Consider the following 16,711-nt stretch of genomic DNA (forward strand, 5'->3'; position numbering starts at 1 on the left):
CCGCAGGCTGCGACAGGGCCGTCAGGCCCTCCAACGGTTGCAAGACCTGCGCCTGCTGCGCAGGTGTCGCAGCCTCGCCATAGCTCGGCAGTGACTACAGTTGTACTTGGAAACACATAAGCTGATTCGTTTCAGCTGAAGGTCAGCCTTGGCAGGGTAGAATTCCGCCTCGAAATTTCGCTGCCGCCTCACTCAAGGCGGTGTTTTTGAAGTTCGATAGGAGGAGTTGTGAGTAACCGAGGTGAGCAGGTTCTGCTCAAACAATCGACTGTACTGATGTTCGCCGTGGCGATCGCCGGTATCGTCACGGGTTTTGTTTCTGGCGCCCAATCCATTTTGTTCGATGGGTTTTTTTCCCTGATCGCGACCTTCATCAAGGTCCTGATGCTGATCACTGCCAAGCTGATTGCCAAGGAAAGCAACCACCGTTTCCAGTTCGGCTTCTGGCACCTGGAACCCATGGTGCTGCTGATCGAAGGCAGCTTCCTGCTGTTGATCGCCATCTACGCCTTTCTTAACGGTGTGTTCGGCATCATCAATGGCGGCCGGGAGGTCGAGCTGGGGATGGTGATCTTCTACGCCGGGTTCTTTGCGGTAACGGAGTTTGCCTACTTCTTCTATGTGCGCCGGCGTAACCGCAAGCTCAAATCGTCGCTGATCCAGTTCGACAACATCAGCTGGCTGGTGGACGCAATGCTCTCGGTGGGGCTGCTGGTGAGTTTCATCATTGCCTTGCTGCTCAAGCAGTACGGGCATGGCCAGTGGGCGGTGTATGTCGACCCGGCGATCCTGATCCTGCTGGCCCTGAGCATGCTGCCGCCAGCCTTGAAGATCCTGCGGCCGGCGTTGCGTGATGTGCTGGGCATCGCTCCGGACCAACTGGATGAAAAGGTGCGCAGCGTGATGGAAGAGGCCATGGTTGCGTATGGCTTCCAGGAATACATTTCCTACGTGCAGAAGCACGGCCGGGCGCGTTTCATCGAGATCCATATCGTGCTGCCGGCGGACTATCCGCTGCAGGATGTGGCGACTCTGGACCGCTTGCGCGAGGAGATTTCCAGTGAGTTGGGAGAGGCCGACGCAGCGCGCTGGCTGACCATCAGCTTTACCGGGGATCGCAAGTGGATCGTTTGATGGGCGGTGCGCTTTTCGCCGACCAGCCTTCTCCTACAGGGGGCTTGCAGGAGCCGGCTGGCCGGCAGAGGCTTTAGGCAAAATATTCCGCCAGCCCGCGATAACAGGTCGCCAGGTGATAAGGCGTGGTCGATGGCATATCCCGCCGGCTGACCGCGCCACTGGCATCCAGGCATTCATTCCAGCCCCCTGCATGCAGGAAATGCGCGTGCAGCGCCTTGAGCTGACGCAGCAGGGGCGCCTGGCTGTCCGCACGCAAGGTCAGTGCACGCACGTACTCGGCCTGGGCCCAGATGCGCTGGGTGGCGTCCTTGATGGGGGCACCCGGTTGCAGGTCGAGCATGGCGCACACCGCGCCGCTCTGCGGGTCGACACCAAGCTGCTCGGCAAACGCGAAGGCACGACTCAATGAGGCGTGCAGCGGGTTGCTGCGCAGCAAGGGCGAAGAGTCGAGGAGGAAGAACCACTCGAACTGATGCCCTGGCTCGAACCAGTTATCCACAGCCCCCAGTGGCTTCTCCAGCATCACTCCGTGCTGCGGGTCGATGAACTGCTGCTGCATGGCCTGGCACAGCTCCAGCAGTGCGGTTTGTACCGCGGCGTCTTCGCGCACTGCCAGGATTGCGAGAAAGGCTTCGGCCAGGTGCATCAGCGGATTCTGCAGGGGCCCCGAACCCAGTACGGACCAGTCCTCGGCGAGGCTGGCTTCGTAGAGTCCATCGCCCCGGGCAAAGCGCAGGGCTACCACTTCCAGGGCAGCATTGAGCACCGACTCCACCAGCGGCTCGCGGACCTTGGCCCAGTAATGAGCGCAGGCGAAGAGGATAAAGGCGTGGGTGTAGAGGTCCTTGCGCCGATCCAGCGGCGCGCCGTCGGCATCGATGCTGTAGAACCAGCCACCGTGCTCGGCATCGTGGAAGTGCCGCTGCAGCGAGCGGAACAGCGCGGCGGCCCGCTCTTGGGCAAAGGGGGCGGCGGCATCACCGATCAATTGGGAGAACAGGTACAGCTGCCGGGCACAGGCCATGGCTCGATAGCGCTGCGGCGGCAATGGCCGCTGTTCGGCGTCCAGCGCCTCATAGGGCAGTGCCAACTGCGGATTCCAGCCCGGACCTTGCCACAGCGGCACTATCACCTTGTGGAAATGCTGCTGCATGGCGTTGAACAGAGCGCTCGATTCAGGCGAGGTGGCGGAGCGGGATACATCGGGCATTGGCTGGCGTCGTCACGGCAGGTTTGAGTGCGCGACATGTTACCAGAGAAGCCCCGCCAGGCGGCTTGCCCGCCAAGCACGAGATACGGGTAGGAGCCGGCCAGCCGGCTCCTACAGAAGAGGGCAGGGATTAGCCTGCCAGCAACCACACGCCCGTCGCAGCCGAGGCCGCACCGGCCACGCGCACCAGCGGCGCCGCCGCCTGAGGCAGTACCCGCACCACGGCATAACCGGCGGCATGCAGGGCCGCGGTGGCTGCGACAAAACCGGCGGCATAGGCCCAGGGGCTTGACATGTCTGGCAGTTCCAGGCCATGGGCCACGCCATGGAACAGGGCAAACAGCGCAGTGGCGGCGAGCGCCAGGCTCAGTGGCGGGCGCACCGCCAGGGCCACGGCCAGGCCCAGGGCCAGTACTGACGCGGCAATCCCGCTTTCCAGGGCCGGCAGGTTCAGCCCTTCAAAGCCCAGCAGGCCGCCAATCAGCATGGTGCCGACAAAGGTGCAGGGCAGTGCCCAGCGCGCCGCGCCTTGTTGCTGGGCGGCCCACAGGCCGACCGCAAGCATGGCCAGCAAGTGGTCGAGGCCACCGATGGGGTGACTGATACCAGCCATCAGGCCGTTGTCGCCGTGGCCCGGGTGAGCGAAGGCCAGGGCCGGGGTCAGCAGCAGCGCCAGTGCGCCGAAGAGTGATTTCAGGGTCATGAGTGGCTTCCTTGTTGAGCGTTTTTCAGGTTCGGTTTCAGGCCGCGGTCAGCAGGCCCTGGCGTTCGATGAAGGCGATGATGTCTTCCAGGCCCTGGCCGGTCTTCTGGTTGCTGAAGACAAACGGCTTGCCGCCGCGCATGCGCTGGGTGTCGCTGTTCATCATCTCCAGGGAGGCGCCCACCAGCGGCGCCAGGTCGATCTTGTTGATCACCAGCAAGTCGGATTTGCAGATGCCCGGGCCCCCCTTGCGCGGCAGCTTGTCGCCAGCGGAAACGTCGATCACATAGATCGTCAGGTCCGACAGTTCCGGGCTGAAGGTGGCTGAAAGGTTGTCGCCGCCGGACTCCACCAGGATCAGATCGAGCCCCGGGAAGCGCCGGTTCAGCTGGTCCACGGCCTCCAGGTTGATCGAGGCGTCTTCGCGTATCGCGGTGTGCGGGCAGCCGCCGGTTTCCACGCCGATGATCCGCTCCGGCGCCAGGGCTTCATTGCGGACCAGGAAGTCGGCGTCTTCGCGGGTGTAGATGTCGTTGGTCACCACTGCCAGGTTGTAGCGCTCGCGCAGGGCCAGGCACAGGGCCAGGGTCAGGGCGGTTTTTCCGGAGCCCACCGGGCCGCCGATGCCGACACGCAGAGGTTGTGCGTTCATGAGTTTCTCCTAGGAACGGAACAGGCGGCTGTACTGGCGCTCGTGGGCCATGCTCGCCAGGGACAGGCCGAAAGCGGCGCTGCCAAGGTGGTTGGGGTCAAGGTGGGTGGCGTGGCGCTGGGCCTCTTGCAGCAGCGGCAGCAGCTCGCTGGTCAGGCGCTGGGCCGCCTGCTGGCCCAGGGGCAGGGTTTTCATCAGCACCGCCAGCTGGTTTTCCAGCCAGCTCCAGAGCCAGGCCGCCAGGGCGTCTTCGGGGTTGATGTGCCAGGCGCGGGCGGCCAGGGCCCAGCCCAGGGCCAGGTGCGGTTCGTCCTGGTGCGCCAGCAGCTCCCGGGCGCCGCCGTCCAGTTCCGGCAGGCCTTCGAGCAATTGCTTGAGGGAATAGCCCATCTGCCGGCTTTCCTGGTACAGCTCGCGGGTTTCACGGCTGGCCCGATGTTCTTCGCAGAGTTGCTGCAGCCTGGCCCAGTCCTGATCTGCGGCGGCCTGGCAGTGGGCGAGCAGCAGCGGAGCCTCGAAGCGCGCCAGGTTGAACAGCAACTGATCGCTGATCCAGCGCCTGGCACTGTCCGGGTCGTTCACCCGTTGTTGCTCCACTGCCATTTCCAGTCCCTGTGAATAGCTGTAGCCACCGATCGGCAGCTGTGGGCTGGCCAGGCGCAGCAGGGCCCAGGCTGGGTTCATTGACGCACGCCGAACTGGTGCAGGCGCGGCGGGTAATTGAAGTCTTCATCGCCGTGGCGCGAATGATGGTGGCCGCCGCCGTAGGCACCGTGTTCGGGCTGGAACGGCGCCTCGATGGTTTCAGTGCTGGCGCCCAGTTGTTCGAGCATGGCCTTGAGCACGTAGTCATCGAGCAGGCGCAGCCAGCCGTCGCCCACCTGCAGGGCCACGTGGCGGTTGCCCAGGTGATAGGCGGCGCGGGTCAGTTCGAAGGCATTGCGGCAGGTGACATGGAGCAGGGTTTCCGGGCGGGCGCAGACCTTGACGATGCGTCCGTCCTCGGCCACCAGGAACTCACCGTCGTGCAGCGGCGGCTGGCCGCGCTCCAGAAACAGGCCGACGTCTTCGCCTGTGGCACTGAAACAGCGCAGGCGGCTTTTGCTGCGAGCCTCATAGGTCAGGTGCAGTTCGGCGGACCAGGTGGCTTGGGGTTCGGTTCTGCGGTGGATCACCAGCATCGGAAAGCTTCCAGCTATGAGCGATACACAAGCCAGAGCAAGGGCCTTGCCAATCGCCCGAGGGAGAGGAAAAACCCTTTGTCGACACCGGAACTGCGCCTGAAAAAGGGGCAAAACCTTGTTTTATCTTGTTACAAAATGGCGCGCTGAGCTGATTTATAGCACTGAGTTGGTGCGCTGGAAATATTTTTGCTGCAATCCGGTGCCGGGCCGACGAGCAGGCGCAAACGCGCTACCCAGAGCGGGGCACGCCGATTGAAAGGGGGAGAGGGGCAGGCTGTATTACTCGGTGCTGCCCAGGCCTTGCCAGTGCTTCAGGCCGATGAAGATGAAGCGCAGTTGTTGGGTGATCTTCGCCTGCGGCGTCAGGTGTTCAGGCAGGGCCTGGGCCGGGGGATCGATGATGTCCGGCAGGGTGGCGAACACGCTCTTGACGATCAGGTCGGCCATGACGCTCAGGTCGGCGGCATTCAGATGCTGCAGCTTGGGCATCAGGGTCAGGTCGGCAGCCAAGTCCGAGCTGATGTTCTCGCGCAGGGTGGCGATGGCCTGGCGCACCGGCAGCGAGCCGCCGTATTGCTCACGGGCCAGAAATAGGAATTGCGCGCGCTTGGCTTCCACGACATCAAGGAAGATGCGCACCGAGGCGTCGATGATGCCGCCCATGACGAATTCGTTGTGGCGCACCAGGCGGATGGTTTCACGGAAGGTCTGGCCGACCTCGCTGACCAGTTCCAGCCCCAGTTGGTCCATGTCGCTGAAGTGCCGATAGAAGCCGGTGGGCACGATGCCGGCGGCTTTGGCCACTTCCCGCAGGCTCAGGCTGCCGAAACCACGACCACACTCCATCAGATGCCGGGCAGCATCCATCAGGGCGTTGCGGGTCTGTTGCTTCTGTTCGGCGCGGGGCAGCATCGGCGGGGCGTTCTTTGCTCAATGGGAGCGGCGCACTCTAGCAAATCAACTTTGCCGGAGTCGAACTGGAGTCAGGCGAGAGCGGCGAAGGTCAGGGCTAAAATGCCGGGGCCATAAAAGCCAAAGCCCGATCCAGGGATCGGGCTTTTTTTAAGGGCCAGCATGGCCTCAGCTCGCTGCTTGATGACGTTCAGCCAGGCGATCAGCGCCGCCTTCGGCAACGGTCTGACCTTGAGGCGTGCGGCTGTAGCCGTCTTCAACCAGGCCTTTCTCTTCCAGGCGATCACGGCCGCCTTCAGCTACGTTCTGGCCTTGTGGGGTACGGTCGTAGCCATCTTCAGCAACGCTCTGGCCTTGTGGGGTGCGATCATAGCCGTCTTCGGCAACGCTCTGGCCTTGTGGAGTGCGTTCGTAACCGTCGGCAGCGACTTTGTTGCGTTCGATCAGACGGTCCGAACCGCCTTCGGCCAGGGTCTGGGTGAACACGCTGTGGCTGGCCTTGACCTGTGGAGTGGCTTGTTCAGCGGCTGGCAGGGCGAAGGCGTTGGCAGCCAGAACGGATAAGGTCAGGCTCAGTAAGAGGTGGCGTTTCATGATGGGTTGCTCCTTGGTAGGGCGATAAAGTGGGTACGGAGCTAATGTTACCGCCGCAAAATCGATATAAAAGTTCATAAACACAATGGTAATAATCAACGGAATTGATTGTTTGCCTCGAAGGCTCTAGCTCGGGCTTTAGCACCGATGGCTTTTGCACCAGGGTGGGTATTTTCGACCCACTCCCGCTTCAGGGAGGGGCGGTTCGAGGTAACACAAAGCTGTCCAAGCGATCAGCAATTCAGGTTTTTTCGCCGCATCGAGCCGCCGGATTAAACCTGCGTGGGCTTTGTCAGTCGTAGTTTTCATGGCCGGTGATTTTCCATCGGCATTTCATCGATGCGTCGCAGTTTGGCGCTCAGTTGTCTTCAGGAGCCTCGTGCAATGACGCGCACTCGTAAAATCCTCGCCTGGTCCGTCGCCAGCCTGATCCTGCTACTGGCCGTGCTGGTGCTGGTGATCGCATTCTTCGACTGGAACCGCATCAAGCCGACCCTCAACGCCAAGGTGTCCGAGGAGTTGCATCGGCCCTTCGCGATCAATGGCGACTTGTCCGTGGCCTGGCAGCGCGAGCCCGACGAGGGTGGCTGGCGGGCCTGGGTGCCCTGGCCTCACGTAGTGGCCCAGGACCTGACCCTGGGCAACCCGGAGTGGTCCAAGGCGCCGCAGATGGTCAGCCTCAAACGGGTCGAGTTGCGCATCTCGCCCCTGGCCCTGTTGGCCCAGCGGGTCAGCATCCCGCGTATCGATCTGACCGAGCCCGATGCTGCGCTGCAGCGGCTGGCGGACGGTCGCGCCAACTGGACCTTCAAGCTCGACCCGAAGGACCCCGAGGCCGAGCCTTCCAACTGGACGGTGGACATCGGCGCCATCGGTTTCGACAAGGGCCATGTGACCCTGGACGACCAGAGCCTGAAAACCCAACTTGACCTGCAGGTAGAGCTGCTCGGCAAACCCATTCCCTTCAGCGACATAGTCGGTGAGAGCGAAGCGAAGAAAATCAGTGAAAAAGGCGCCGCGGCCCAAGCCTATACCTTCGCCCTCAAGGTCAAGGGCCAGTACCACGGGCAGAAGCTCGCCGGCACCGGCAAGATCGGCGGCTTGCTGGCCCTGCAGGACGGACGCAAGCCGTTTCCACTGCAGGCCCAGGCGCAGATCGGCGACACCAAGGTGGAGCTGCGGGGCAGCCTCACCGACCCGCTGAATCTGGGCGCCCTGGACCTGCGCCTGAAATTGGCCGGCACCAGCCTGGGCAATCTCTATCCGCTGACCGGGGTGACCCTGCCGGATTCGCCGCCCTATGCCACCGACGGCCATCTGACCGCCAAGCTCCGCGACCCGGCGGGTGCGACCTTCAGCTACCAGGATTTCAACGGCAAGATCGGCGACAGCGATATCCACGGCAACCTGACCTACGTCGCCAGTCAGCCGCGACCCAAGCTCAGCGGTGCATTGGTCTCCAACCAGTTGCTGATGAGCGACCTGGCGCCGCTGATTGGTGCCGACTCCAACGCCAAGCAGAAGGCCCGGGGCGGCGAGAGCAAGCAGCCGGCGGACAAGGTGCTGCCGGTGGAGGAGTTCCGTACCGAGCGCTGGGGTGACATGGACGCCGATGTGGAGTTCACCGGCAAGCGCATTGTCCACAGCGCCGAGTTGCCGTTCACCGATCTCTACACGCACCTGGTGCTCAACGACGGCCAGCTCAGCCTGGAGCCCCTGCGCTTCGGCGTGGCCGGGGGCAAGCTGGACGCCCAGGTGCGCCTCAATGGTCACACCACGCCGCTGGAAGGCCGGGCCAGGCTGACGGCGCGCAACTTCAAGCTCAAGCAGTTGTTTCCGACCTTCGAGCCGATGAAGACCAGCTTCGGCGAGCTCAATGGCGATGCCGATATCACCGGACGCGGCAACTCGGTGGCGGCCTTGCTGGGCAGCGCCAACGGCGACCTGAAGATGTTGATCAACGATGGCGCCATCAGCCGCAGCCTCATGGAAATCGCCGGGCTCAACGTCGGCAACTATGTGGTCGGCAAGATGTTTGGCGACAAGGAAGTGAAGATCAATTGCGCCGCCGCCGACTTTGGCATCAAGAGCGGTCTGGCTACGTCTCGGCTGTTCGTCTTCGATACCGAGAACGCCATCATCTACATCGATGGCACCGCCAATATGGCCTCTGAGCAACTGGACTTGACCATCACGCCGGAGTCCAAGGGGCTGCGCCTGTTCTCTCTGCGTTCACCGCTTTATGTGCAGGGCAAGTTCATCAAGCCCAGTGCCGGGGTCAAGGCGGTGCCGCTGGTGCTGCGCGGTGCCGGGATGGTGGCGCTGGGGTTGATCGCCGGGCCGGCGGCAGGCTTGCTGGCGCTGGTGGCGCCCAGCGGTGACGAGCCCAATCAGTGCGCGCCGCTGCTGCAGCAGATGCGCTCGGGCAAGGCGCCGGTGACGGTCAAGCCGAGCCAGTAGCAAGGACTGGGGCTTCGCGGAAAAGCCCGCTCCTACGGTAGGCAGGGGCGGGCTTGGAGGAGGGGATTACAGGTCGTTGAGGATGTCCGCCATGTCGTCGGCGTGTTCCTCTTCCTGGGCCAGGATCTCTTCGAACAGGCGGCGGGTGGTGGGGTCCTTGTCGCCGATGTACTGGATGATCTCGCGGTAGCTGTCGATGGCGATGCGTTCGGCCACCAGATCCTCGTAGACCATTTCCTTCAGGGTGTTGCCGGCCACGTACTGGGCGTGGGAGTGCTTGGACAACAGGTCCGGGTTGAACTCCGGTTCGCCGCCGAGCTGGACGATGCGTTCCGCCAGTTTGTCGGCGTGCTCGGCTTCCTGGGTCGCGTGTTCGAGGAACTCGTCGGCCGCCACGCTGGCCTTGAGGCCGTTGGCCATGAAGTAGTGGCGCTTGTAGCGCAAGACACACACCAGTTCGGTGGCCAGCGATTCGTTGAGCAGCCGCAGCACCTGCTCGCGGTCGGCGTTGTAGCCCTCGGTCACGGCTCCGTTCTCCACGTGTTGACGGGCCCGTTCGCGCAGGGTGTTCACATCGGATAAATGCTTGTCGCTCATTTCGATCTCCTGGGGCTAATCCGTTTTGCGCCAGGCTCTCTCGGCCTGATCACTACCTGAGTTGTGAGTCCCGGGCGCGGCAAAAAGTTTTATCGGATGTGCCCGGTGGTCTGCGCCGGGGTCAACTGCGGGCCAGGGGCGGATGTCCGGCCAGCAGCGCTTCCTGTTGCAGCCACTGGAGGAAAGCCCGCACCGGAGGGTGCCGCTCTCGCCCCGGCACGCACAGGGCGCTATAGCCCGCGCCGTCCACCTGGACCTCCGGCCGATAGGCTTGCAGCAGGCCGTTGGCCACGCTCTGGGACACCAGGATGTTGCTCGCCAGTACCAGGCCCTGACCGGCAATGGCAGCTTGCAGGGCGTACTGCTCCTCGTCGTAGGAACGGATCGGCAACCGAGCGTCGAGCCAGTTTTCCCCGGCCTGGGCACACCAGGCCTGCCAGCCATCGGCATACAACCTGGAATTGCGCCAATGCACGCTGATCAGGGACGGTGGCTGCTGCCGGGCCAGGGCCACCTGCTGCGGCGCGCCATAGACCGCAAAGCGCTCGTCGAACAGGCACAGGCCATGGAGATTCAGGTAGCCGTCCTGGCTGTAGCGGATCGCGACGTCGATGCTGGCGTCCTGGTGCAGGTCCACCACCTCGCACTGAGTATCCAGGCGCAGGTTGATGCCAGGGTGCCGGGTGTAAAAGCGCCCCAGGCGCGGCACCAGCCACAGGGCGGCGAAGGCCGCAGTGGTGGAAACGGTCAGCTGCGCGGCGCTGGGACTGGGGCGCAGGGTGTCGACGCTCTGGGCCACATCCAGCAGGGCGCCATGCAGGCTGTGGAACAGGCGGCGGCCAGCCTCCGTCAGGCGTACCTGGCGGGGCAGGCGTTCGAACAGTGGCACCCCCAGCCAGTGTTCCAGGCTGCGGATCTGGTGGGACACCGCGGTGGGAGTCACCGACAGGTCCTCGGCAGCGGCCTTGAAGCTCAGCAGGCGCGCGGCGGACTCGAAGGTACGCAGGGCGGTCAGGGGCAGGTGGGCGAACATGACGGGCTCCATGGATGAGTTGAGTTCATCCAAGTGAATGTTTACTCATTTGTGGGTGAGTCGCGGTAGCTCTAGCTTTAACGCGGAACAGGGCCGGCTTCAAGGCCGTTACAGTCAATCCGTACACGAGAAAGCAGATGAGCACAATTCTTGCGATTCACGGCAGCCCCCGAGGCGAGCGCTCCCACAGTCGGCGTCTGACCGATGACTTTCTACAAGCCTGGCAACAGGCCAATCCCGGGGCCATCCTGACCCGGCGCGAAGTCGGGCGGGGTTCCTTGCCCCATGTCAGCGAAGCCTTTATCGCCGCGGCGTTTTATCCACAGCCCGAAGCGCGGCCGCTGTTGATGCAGGCTGACCTGGCCTTGAGTGACGAGCTGGTCGGTGAGTTGCTCGGCCATCAGCGCCTGGTGATCTCGGCGCCGATGCACAACTTCAGCGTGCCCAGCGGGATCAAGGCCTGGGTCGATCACATCGTGCGCCTGGGGCTGACCTTCAACACCCAGCTGGACAACGGCGTGGCCCAGTACCAGCCCTTGGTGCAGGGCAAGAAGGTGTTGATCGTCACCAGCCGCGGCGGCGGTGGATTTGGGCCCGGGGGGGAGCATGAAGCGATGAATCACGCCGATCCATGGTTGCGCACGGCCCTGGGATTCATTGGGATCGAGGATGTGACGGTGGTTGCGGCGGAAGGCGAGGAGTCGGCGCCCGAGCGTTTCGCGCAGTCCTGTGGCGAAGCCCGGCAGCGCCTGTTGGCCCTGGCGCAGACCTTCTGAGGAGGCGGCGTCATGGCCTGGATGTTCCTGCTGCTGGCAGCGGCCTTCGAGGTCACGTTCGCCATGGGCATGAAGTATGCCCAGGGCTTTACCCGGCCCTGGCCGTCGCTGCTGACGGTGGTCGCGGCGCTGGGCGGGATCTACTTCCTGAGCCTGGCCATGCGCGAGTTGCCGGTGAGCGTGGCCTACCCGATCTGGACCGCCATCGGTTCCCTGGGCACGGTGCTGCTGGGCTTCATGCTGCTGGGGGAAAGCCTGACGCCGGTCAAGCTGGTGTCGGTGGGGCTGATCGTGGTCGGGGTGGTGGGGCTGAAGTAGCAACTCGGGGCCGGGTTGTCATTGGTTTGTCGCCAAAGCGTCACGGGGGCTGACGACGGCCTTGGTTATGGTCTAGCTTTCAGCCAGCCCCCCTGCCTTCGCACAAGGATGTCCCCGCATGTCCCAAGAGCTTGCCACGCGTTACCCCCTGGTACTGGTGCCCGGCATGCTCGGTTTTGTCCGCCTGCTGCTGTATCCCTACTGGTACGGCATCATCCCGGCCTTGCGCCAGGGTGGGGCCCAGGTGTTTGCGATACAGGTGTCGCCGCTCAACTCCAGCGAGGTGCGCGGTGAACAACTGCTGGCCCAGGTCCAGCGGATCATGGCCGAGACTGGTGCGCCCCGAGTCAACCTGATCGGCCACAGCCAGGGCGCGCTTACCGCCCGTTACGCGGCGGCCAAACGCCCTGACTGGGTCGCCTCGGTGACTTCGGTAGCAGGCCCCAACCACGGTTCCGAACTGGCGGATTACCTGGCTCGGCATTCCCCGGCCCACAGCCTCAAGGGGCGTGTCCTGAGCTGGCTGTTGCGGGGCGTCGCGGCCTTGATGACGCTGCTGGAAACCGGCTATCGCGGGCCGAAACTGCCGGTGGATATCCACGCTTCGCATCAGTCGCTGACCACCGAGGGCGTGGCCCTGTTCAACCGCCAATACCCTCAAGGGTTGCCGTCCACCTGGGGCGGCCAGGGCGCGGAAGAGGTCGGCGGCGTGCGCTACTACTCCTGGTCCGGCATTTTGCAGCCGGGCAAGACCAATCGCGGACGCAACCTGTTCGACGGCACCAACCGCAGTTGCCGCCTGTTCGCCCGCACCTTCGTCCGCGAGGCCGGCCAGTGCGACGGCATGGTCGGGCGCTACAGCTCGCATTTGGGGCAGGTCATCGGCGACGACTACCCCCTGGACCACTTCGATATCGTCAACCAATCCCTGGGGCTGGTGGGCAAGGGCGCCGAACCGATCCGCCTGTTCGTCGAACATGCCCGGCGCCTCAAGGCCGCCAACCTCTGACCCTCACTGTGGCCCTGTAGCCGCCGGCTTGCCGGCGACCGGCCCCAGCACCCTGGTCCAGCGTTCGGAAAGAACCACCCCGCCCAAGGTCAACAAGCCCCCCACCAGATGGAACCAGGCCAGTTGCTCATGCAGCACCACCGCGGCAATCAGCGCCGTGATCAACGGCAGCAGATTGAAAAACAGCGTGGTCCGGCTTGGTCCCAGGCGCACCACTGCCTGCATCCAGGCCAGGGGCGCGAGCATCGACGCCAGCAGGCAGGCATAGAGCACCAGCGGAATGTTCTGCAGGGTCGGGCCGACCTTGGGTGAGGCCAGGAACAACGGCAGCAGCACCAGCACCGCCACCAGCACCTGCAGGTACAGCAGCACCAGCGGCGGCAGGCGCAGTTGCCACTTCTTCAGCAAGGTGCTGTAGATCGCATAGGCCAGGGTGGCGATCAGCATCATCGCGTCACCCAGGTTGACCCCGTGTTGCAGCAGCGCGGCGAGGCTGCCGGAAGACACCACCACCAGCACCCCGGCAAAGGACAGCACCGCCCCCACTAGAGCCCCGGCGGTCAGGCGTTGGCCCAGGGCGGCAATGGCCATGGCCAGGGACATCAGCGGCATCAGGGAAAGAATGATGCCCATGTTGGTGGCCGAGGTCAGGGTCGCGGCGAAGTAGGCCAGGCTCTGATACACGGCCATGCCCAACACCCCGAGGATGAAAATCCGGCCCAGGTTGGGGCGGATCACCGGCCAGTGCCGCAGCACCGGCTTGAGCATGAACGGAGTGAATAGCAGGCCCGCCAGCAGCCAGCGGTAGAAGCCGATCTCTGCCGGGAAGATCGCACCCACTGCGAGTTTGTTGATCACGGTATTGCCGGCCCAGATAAAGATGGCCAGCAGTGGATAAGCGTATTGCATGGAAACAGCCAGACAGTTGATGAGGGCTGATTATCCTCCTGTCCGGATCAATGCCTATACTTCGAACCGGACAACCTGCCCCGACATCCGGACAGCATGAGCAAAAAACACATCGATCTCCTGGATTTCCACGGCCTGCCCGCGCCGGTGTACTTCCGCTATGCCGACTTCGCCGCCGACAGCCACGCCCTGGAGCACCGGCACCCCTGGGGCTGCCTGGAGTATTCGGCCCATGGTGTGATGCGCATGGACATCGCCGGCCGGCGCTTCATGTCGCCGCCACAGTACGCGGTCTGGGTGCCGCCGCAGACGCCCCACAGTTTCTACACTCCGCAACCGATCAACTACCGAGCGGTGCTGCTGGCGCCGGAACTGTGCACGGACTTGCCGAAGCAGGGCAGCACCCTGGCCATCAGCGAGATTCTCAAGGCGATCCTCAAGGACTTCGCCGCCCGGGACGTGCAGATCCCCGAGGGCGAGGCCGACCAGCGTCTGGCCCAGGTGGCGCTGCACCAGTTGCGCCAGGCCCCGGTGCAAGACTGTTACCTGCCCTATGCCCGCAACCCCGAGCTGCTGCGGGTACTCCAGGCCCTGCAGGCCGAACCGGGCAACCACCAGCCCCTGGCCCACTGGGCGCAGCAGGCCCATGTCAGTGAACGGACCCTGGCCCGGCAGTTCGTCCGCGAGCTGGGCATGAGTTTCGGCGAATGGCGCCAGCGCCAGCGCTTCCTCGCGGCCATCGAGGCCCTGGAAAGCACCCGCAGCGTCCAGGAAATCGCCTTCGACATGGGCTACAGCAGCGCCTCGGCGTTTATCGCGATGTTCCAGCGCCAGGCCGGCTGCACCCCCGAGCAGTACCGCCGGGCCAGCCTGCAGAACAGGTGAAGGTGTAACAGGCTTTGTCTACACTGCGCAGGAGGCCGTGCCCATCGGTGCGGTGACCAGGAGAAAACTCCATGAAGATGTTGCGTATCCCTTTGTTGATGGTGGGCCTGCTGCTTTGCTCCCAAGGTTTTGCCGCCACTGCCCAGCAAAACAAGATGACCACCTGTAATGCCGAGGCCACCGCCAAGGCCCTCAAGGGCGACGAGCGCAAGGCCTTCATGAGCACCTGCCTCAAGGCGGCTCCGGCGGCTGCGGCGACACCTTCCACGCCCCAGGAAAGAATGAAATCGTGCAACGCCACCGCCACCGCCCAGGCCCTCAAGGGCGATGCGCGCAAGGCGTTCATGAGTGATTGCCTGAAGAAAAAGTGAGCCTGAATCGATGGGACCAAGGTCACCGGGCTGGCACAGGGCCTTGGTTCGCATCGAGGTTTACGATTTCAGAATCATAAAAAATCTTTTATTTCAATGAGATAAATCAGAAAGATACCGCTCGTCGCTTTTTTTTTATGTAATAAATTTTACATTTAGACTTTATTCCCTTCGAAAACAGGTGCCGGGATGCACCGCGCGGCCGCTCTAGTACCGGCGTCTGCGACTCAAGGGAATGGAAGGCATGTCGCGTTTTGGCTGTTTCAGGCCTGTCGTAGCGTTTTGTGCTTTGTTCGGCTCGTTTGCCCTCACCGCCGCCCCGCTGCAGACGCCGGGTGACCGCGATCTGATCCGTGATCGCCAGCAGCAGTTGCTGCAAGAGCAGCAAAAGCGCCTCGACGAACTGCAGCAACTGCCCGGCAAGACCCTGCCCCCCGAGCCTGCTCCGCAACCTGGCGAGCAGCGCTGTTTCACCATCAAGACCGTGGTCCTCAAAGGCGCCGAACACCTCTCGGCAGCGGATCAGGAGCGCCTGGTGGCGCCCTATCGCGACCAGTGCCTGTCGGTGGCGCAGATCAACACCCTGCTCAAGGCCATTACCCACCACTACCTGCAACAGGGCTATGTCACCACCCGCGCCTACCTGCCTGCCCAGGAGCTGGCGTCGGGGCAATTGATCATCGTCATCGTCGAAGGTCGCCTGGAAAGCCTGGACAGCTCGGCCCTGGCCAGTTCCCGGGAGCTGGCCATGGCCTTTCCCGGCACCACCGGCCAGGTGCTGAACCTGCGGGAACTGGAGCAGTTGGTGGACCAGCTCAGCCGCCTGCCTTCGCGCCAGGTCGAGCTGGAACTGTCACCGGGGGAGAAACTGGGGGACAGCCATGTCGGGCTCAAGGGCCAGCGCCTGAAACCCTGGCGCGTCTCGGCCACCCGCAACAACAGTGGCGACAAAAGCACCGGTGAGCAGCAAATGGGCCTCGGCCTGGACTGGGACAGCCCCCTGGGGCTGGCGGATCAATTGAGCCTGCGGGCCAACCAGGACGCAGTCAGCGATCGCTGGCGCCATTCCGACAACCAGAGTCTGTTCTACAGCCTGCCCTGGGGCTGGTGGACTTTCAGCTACGCCTACAGCCAGAGCTACTACCGCACTCGCAATGACAGCACCGGCTTCGACTTCACCATGGACGGCGAAAGCAAGAACCAGCAGTTGCGCGCCGAGCGTGTGTTGCACCGCGACAACCTGAGCAAGACCGGGATGAGCCTGGGGCTGAGCCAGCTGCGCACGCGCAACTACATCGACGACAACCTGATCGACGTCTCCAGCAATCGCATCACCGAAAGCCAGTTGGGCTTCAACCACGGGCGGCGCATCGGCAATGCCCTGGTCAACGCCGACATCGGCTGGCAGCAGGGCATCGGCGCGCTGGACGCCCAGGGCAGCGGCAACCCTCACGGCAGCGAGCCGGTTTCGCGCTACAACAAGTACAGCCTGACCCTGAGCTACCTGCAGCCCTTTCGCCTGTGGAACGAGAACTTCAGTTTCGACAGCCTGGCCACCGGCCAGCGTAGCGAGGACGTGCTCTTCAGCCCTCAGCGCATCAGCCTCGGCGGGCTCAATTCGGTGCGCGGCTTCCAGGACCAGACCCTCTCCGGCAACAGCGGCGGCTACTGGCGCAACCAACTGCGCTGGCGCCGTGCCGTGACCTGGCAGGCGCTGCAACCCTTTGTCCAGGAATACGGCCTGGCCTTTGCTTATGACGTCGGGGTGATCAAGGGCGATCGCTACAACCATGACGCCAAGGGCCGCATGAGTGGCAACGCCATCGAACTCAACGCCCGTGGCCAGTACCTGGCCGCGTCAGTCAGCTTCGCGCGCTCCCTGGAGCGACCGGACATTATCGAGAGACGAGAGCATCCGGTGTACGTGCGAGTAGACCTGTTCTTCTGACCCGACCCAAACG

At 63.6% G+C, this 16,711-nt stretch carries 18 protein-coding genes; 8 read left to right on the forward strand and 10 right to left on the reverse strand.

What is annotated here, in order from left to right:
- The first annotated feature begins 228 nt into the window (after positions 1–228).
- The gene (locus ACMGF8_RS08035) at positions 229–1,134 is read left to right on the forward strand and encodes a cation diffusion facilitator family transporter (RefSeq protein WP_102862935.1); all 906 of its coding nucleotides are present in this window, start codon (positions 229–231) and stop codon (positions 1,132–1,134) included.
- 73 nt (positions 1,135–1,207) lie between these two features.
- On the opposite strand, the gene ACMGF8_RS08040 is transcribed toward ACMGF8_RS08035, so the two are convergent.
- The 7 genes from ACMGF8_RS08040 to ACMGF8_RS08070 all read right to left on the reverse strand — a co-directional run bounded on the left by ACMGF8_RS08040 (position 1,208) and on the right by ACMGF8_RS08070 (position 6,392).
- Positions 1,208–2,347: an AGE family epimerase/isomerase gene (locus ACMGF8_RS08040; RefSeq protein ID WP_102862936.1), complete on the reverse strand. Its 1,140-nt coding sequence runs from the start codon at positions 2,345–2,347 to the stop codon at positions 1,208–1,210.
- A gap of 130 nt (positions 2,348–2,477) precedes the next feature.
- A complete protein-coding gene (locus tag ACMGF8_RS08045) occupies positions 2,478–3,050 on the reverse strand; it encodes a HupE/UreJ family protein (protein ID WP_102862937.1) in 573 nt (190 codons plus the stop codon).
- 37 nt (positions 3,051–3,087) lie between these two features.
- Entirely contained in the window at positions 3,088–3,702 is a 615-nt protein-coding gene (gene ureG, locus ACMGF8_RS08050) for an urease accessory protein UreG (protein WP_047301379.1), read from the reverse strand.
- Positions 3,703–3,711: 9 nt separating this feature from the next.
- Entirely contained in the window at positions 3,712–4,386 is a 675-nt protein-coding gene (locus ACMGF8_RS08055; protein ID WP_110650924.1) for an urease accessory protein UreF, read from the reverse strand.
- On the reverse strand, positions 4,383–4,883 hold the full coding sequence (gene ureE / locus ACMGF8_RS08060; RefSeq protein WP_102862939.1) for an urease accessory protein UreE: 501 nt from the start codon (positions 4,881–4,883) through the stop codon (positions 4,383–4,385). The genes ACMGF8_RS08055 and ureE overlap by 4 nt, the downstream gene beginning before the upstream one ends.
- 282 nt (positions 4,884–5,165) lie before the next feature.
- A complete protein-coding gene (locus ACMGF8_RS08065; RefSeq protein WP_102862940.1) occupies positions 5,166–5,798 on the reverse strand; it encodes a TetR family transcriptional regulator in 633 nt (210 codons plus the stop codon).
- Positions 5,799–5,966: 168 nt separating this feature from the next.
- The gene (locus tag ACMGF8_RS08070; protein WP_102862941.1) at positions 5,967–6,392 is read right to left on the reverse strand and encodes a hypothetical protein; all 426 of its coding nucleotides are present in this window, start codon (positions 6,390–6,392) and stop codon (positions 5,967–5,969) included.
- Positions 6,393–6,776: 384 nt separating this feature from the next.
- On the opposite strand from ACMGF8_RS08070, the gene ACMGF8_RS08075 reads away from it, so the two are divergent.
- Positions 6,777–8,852 (forward strand): AsmA family protein, encoded by a 2,076-nt coding sequence (locus ACMGF8_RS08075; RefSeq protein WP_207166992.1) that lies wholly within the window; start codon positions 6,777–6,779, stop codon positions 8,850–8,852.
- Between the two features lie 66 nt (positions 8,853–8,918).
- Here the strand turns inward: ACMGF8_RS08075 and ACMGF8_RS08080 are convergent, their stop codons facing one another.
- Positions 8,919–9,449 carry a ferritin-like domain-containing protein gene (locus ACMGF8_RS08080; protein WP_102881989.1) on the reverse strand — a complete coding sequence of 177 codons (531 nt, stop codon included), beginning with the start codon at positions 9,447–9,449 and terminating at the stop codon, positions 8,919–8,921.
- 121 nt (positions 9,450–9,570) lie between these two features.
- Positions 9,571–10,494 carry a LysR substrate-binding domain-containing protein gene (locus ACMGF8_RS08085; RefSeq protein ID WP_207167963.1) on the reverse strand — a complete coding sequence of 308 codons (924 nt, stop codon included), beginning with the start codon at positions 10,492–10,494 and terminating at the stop codon, positions 9,571–9,573.
- A 125-nt stretch (positions 10,495–10,619) separates the two neighbouring features.
- Here ACMGF8_RS08085 and ACMGF8_RS08090 point away from each other — a divergent pair, with 125 nt between their 5' ends.
- From ACMGF8_RS08090 to ACMGF8_RS08100, 3 genes are all read left to right on the forward strand, one after another.
- Positions 10,620–11,258, forward strand: coding sequence for an FMN-dependent NADH-azoreductase (locus ACMGF8_RS08090; RefSeq protein ID WP_115581491.1), 639 nt, complete (start codon positions 10,620–10,622; stop codon positions 11,256–11,258).
- Positions 11,259–11,270: 12 nt separating this feature from the next.
- A complete protein-coding gene (locus ACMGF8_RS08095; protein WP_102862946.1) occupies positions 11,271–11,576 on the forward strand; it encodes a DMT family transporter in 306 nt (101 codons plus the stop codon).
- 118 nt (positions 11,577–11,694) lie between these two features.
- On the forward strand, positions 11,695–12,585 hold the full coding sequence (locus ACMGF8_RS08100; protein WP_102862947.1) for an esterase/lipase family protein: 891 nt from the start codon (positions 11,695–11,697) through the stop codon (positions 12,583–12,585).
- A gap of 3 nt (positions 12,586–12,588) precedes the next feature.
- On the opposite strand, the gene ACMGF8_RS08105 is transcribed toward ACMGF8_RS08100, so the two are convergent.
- A complete protein-coding gene (locus ACMGF8_RS08105) occupies positions 12,589–13,494 on the reverse strand; it encodes a DMT family transporter (protein ID WP_102862948.1) in 906 nt (301 codons plus the stop codon).
- Positions 13,495–13,590: 96 nt separating this feature from the next.
- Here ACMGF8_RS08105 and ACMGF8_RS08110 point away from each other — a divergent pair, with 96 nt between their 5' ends.
- From ACMGF8_RS08110 to ACMGF8_RS08120, 3 genes are all read left to right on the forward strand, one after another.
- Positions 13,591–14,379: an AraC family transcriptional regulator gene (locus ACMGF8_RS08110; protein ID WP_207166993.1), complete on the forward strand. Its 789-nt coding sequence runs from the start codon at positions 13,591–13,593 to the stop codon at positions 14,377–14,379.
- 71 nt (positions 14,380–14,450) lie between these two features.
- Positions 14,451–14,750: a PsiF family protein gene (locus ACMGF8_RS08115; protein ID WP_102862950.1), complete on the forward strand. Its 300-nt coding sequence runs from the start codon at positions 14,451–14,453 to the stop codon at positions 14,748–14,750.
- Between the two features lie 244 nt (positions 14,751–14,994).
- Positions 14,995–16,698, forward strand: coding sequence for a ShlB/FhaC/HecB family hemolysin secretion/activation protein (locus tag ACMGF8_RS08120; RefSeq protein WP_102862951.1), 1,704 nt, complete (start codon positions 14,995–14,997; stop codon positions 16,696–16,698).
- Positions 16,699–16,711 lie beyond the last annotated feature (13 nt).

It is taken from the genome of Pseudomonas sp. BNK-7, assembly GCF_048072025.1.
Classification (GTDB): domain Bacteria; phylum Pseudomonadota; class Gammaproteobacteria; order Pseudomonadales; family Pseudomonadaceae; genus Aquipseudomonas; species Aquipseudomonas danubii.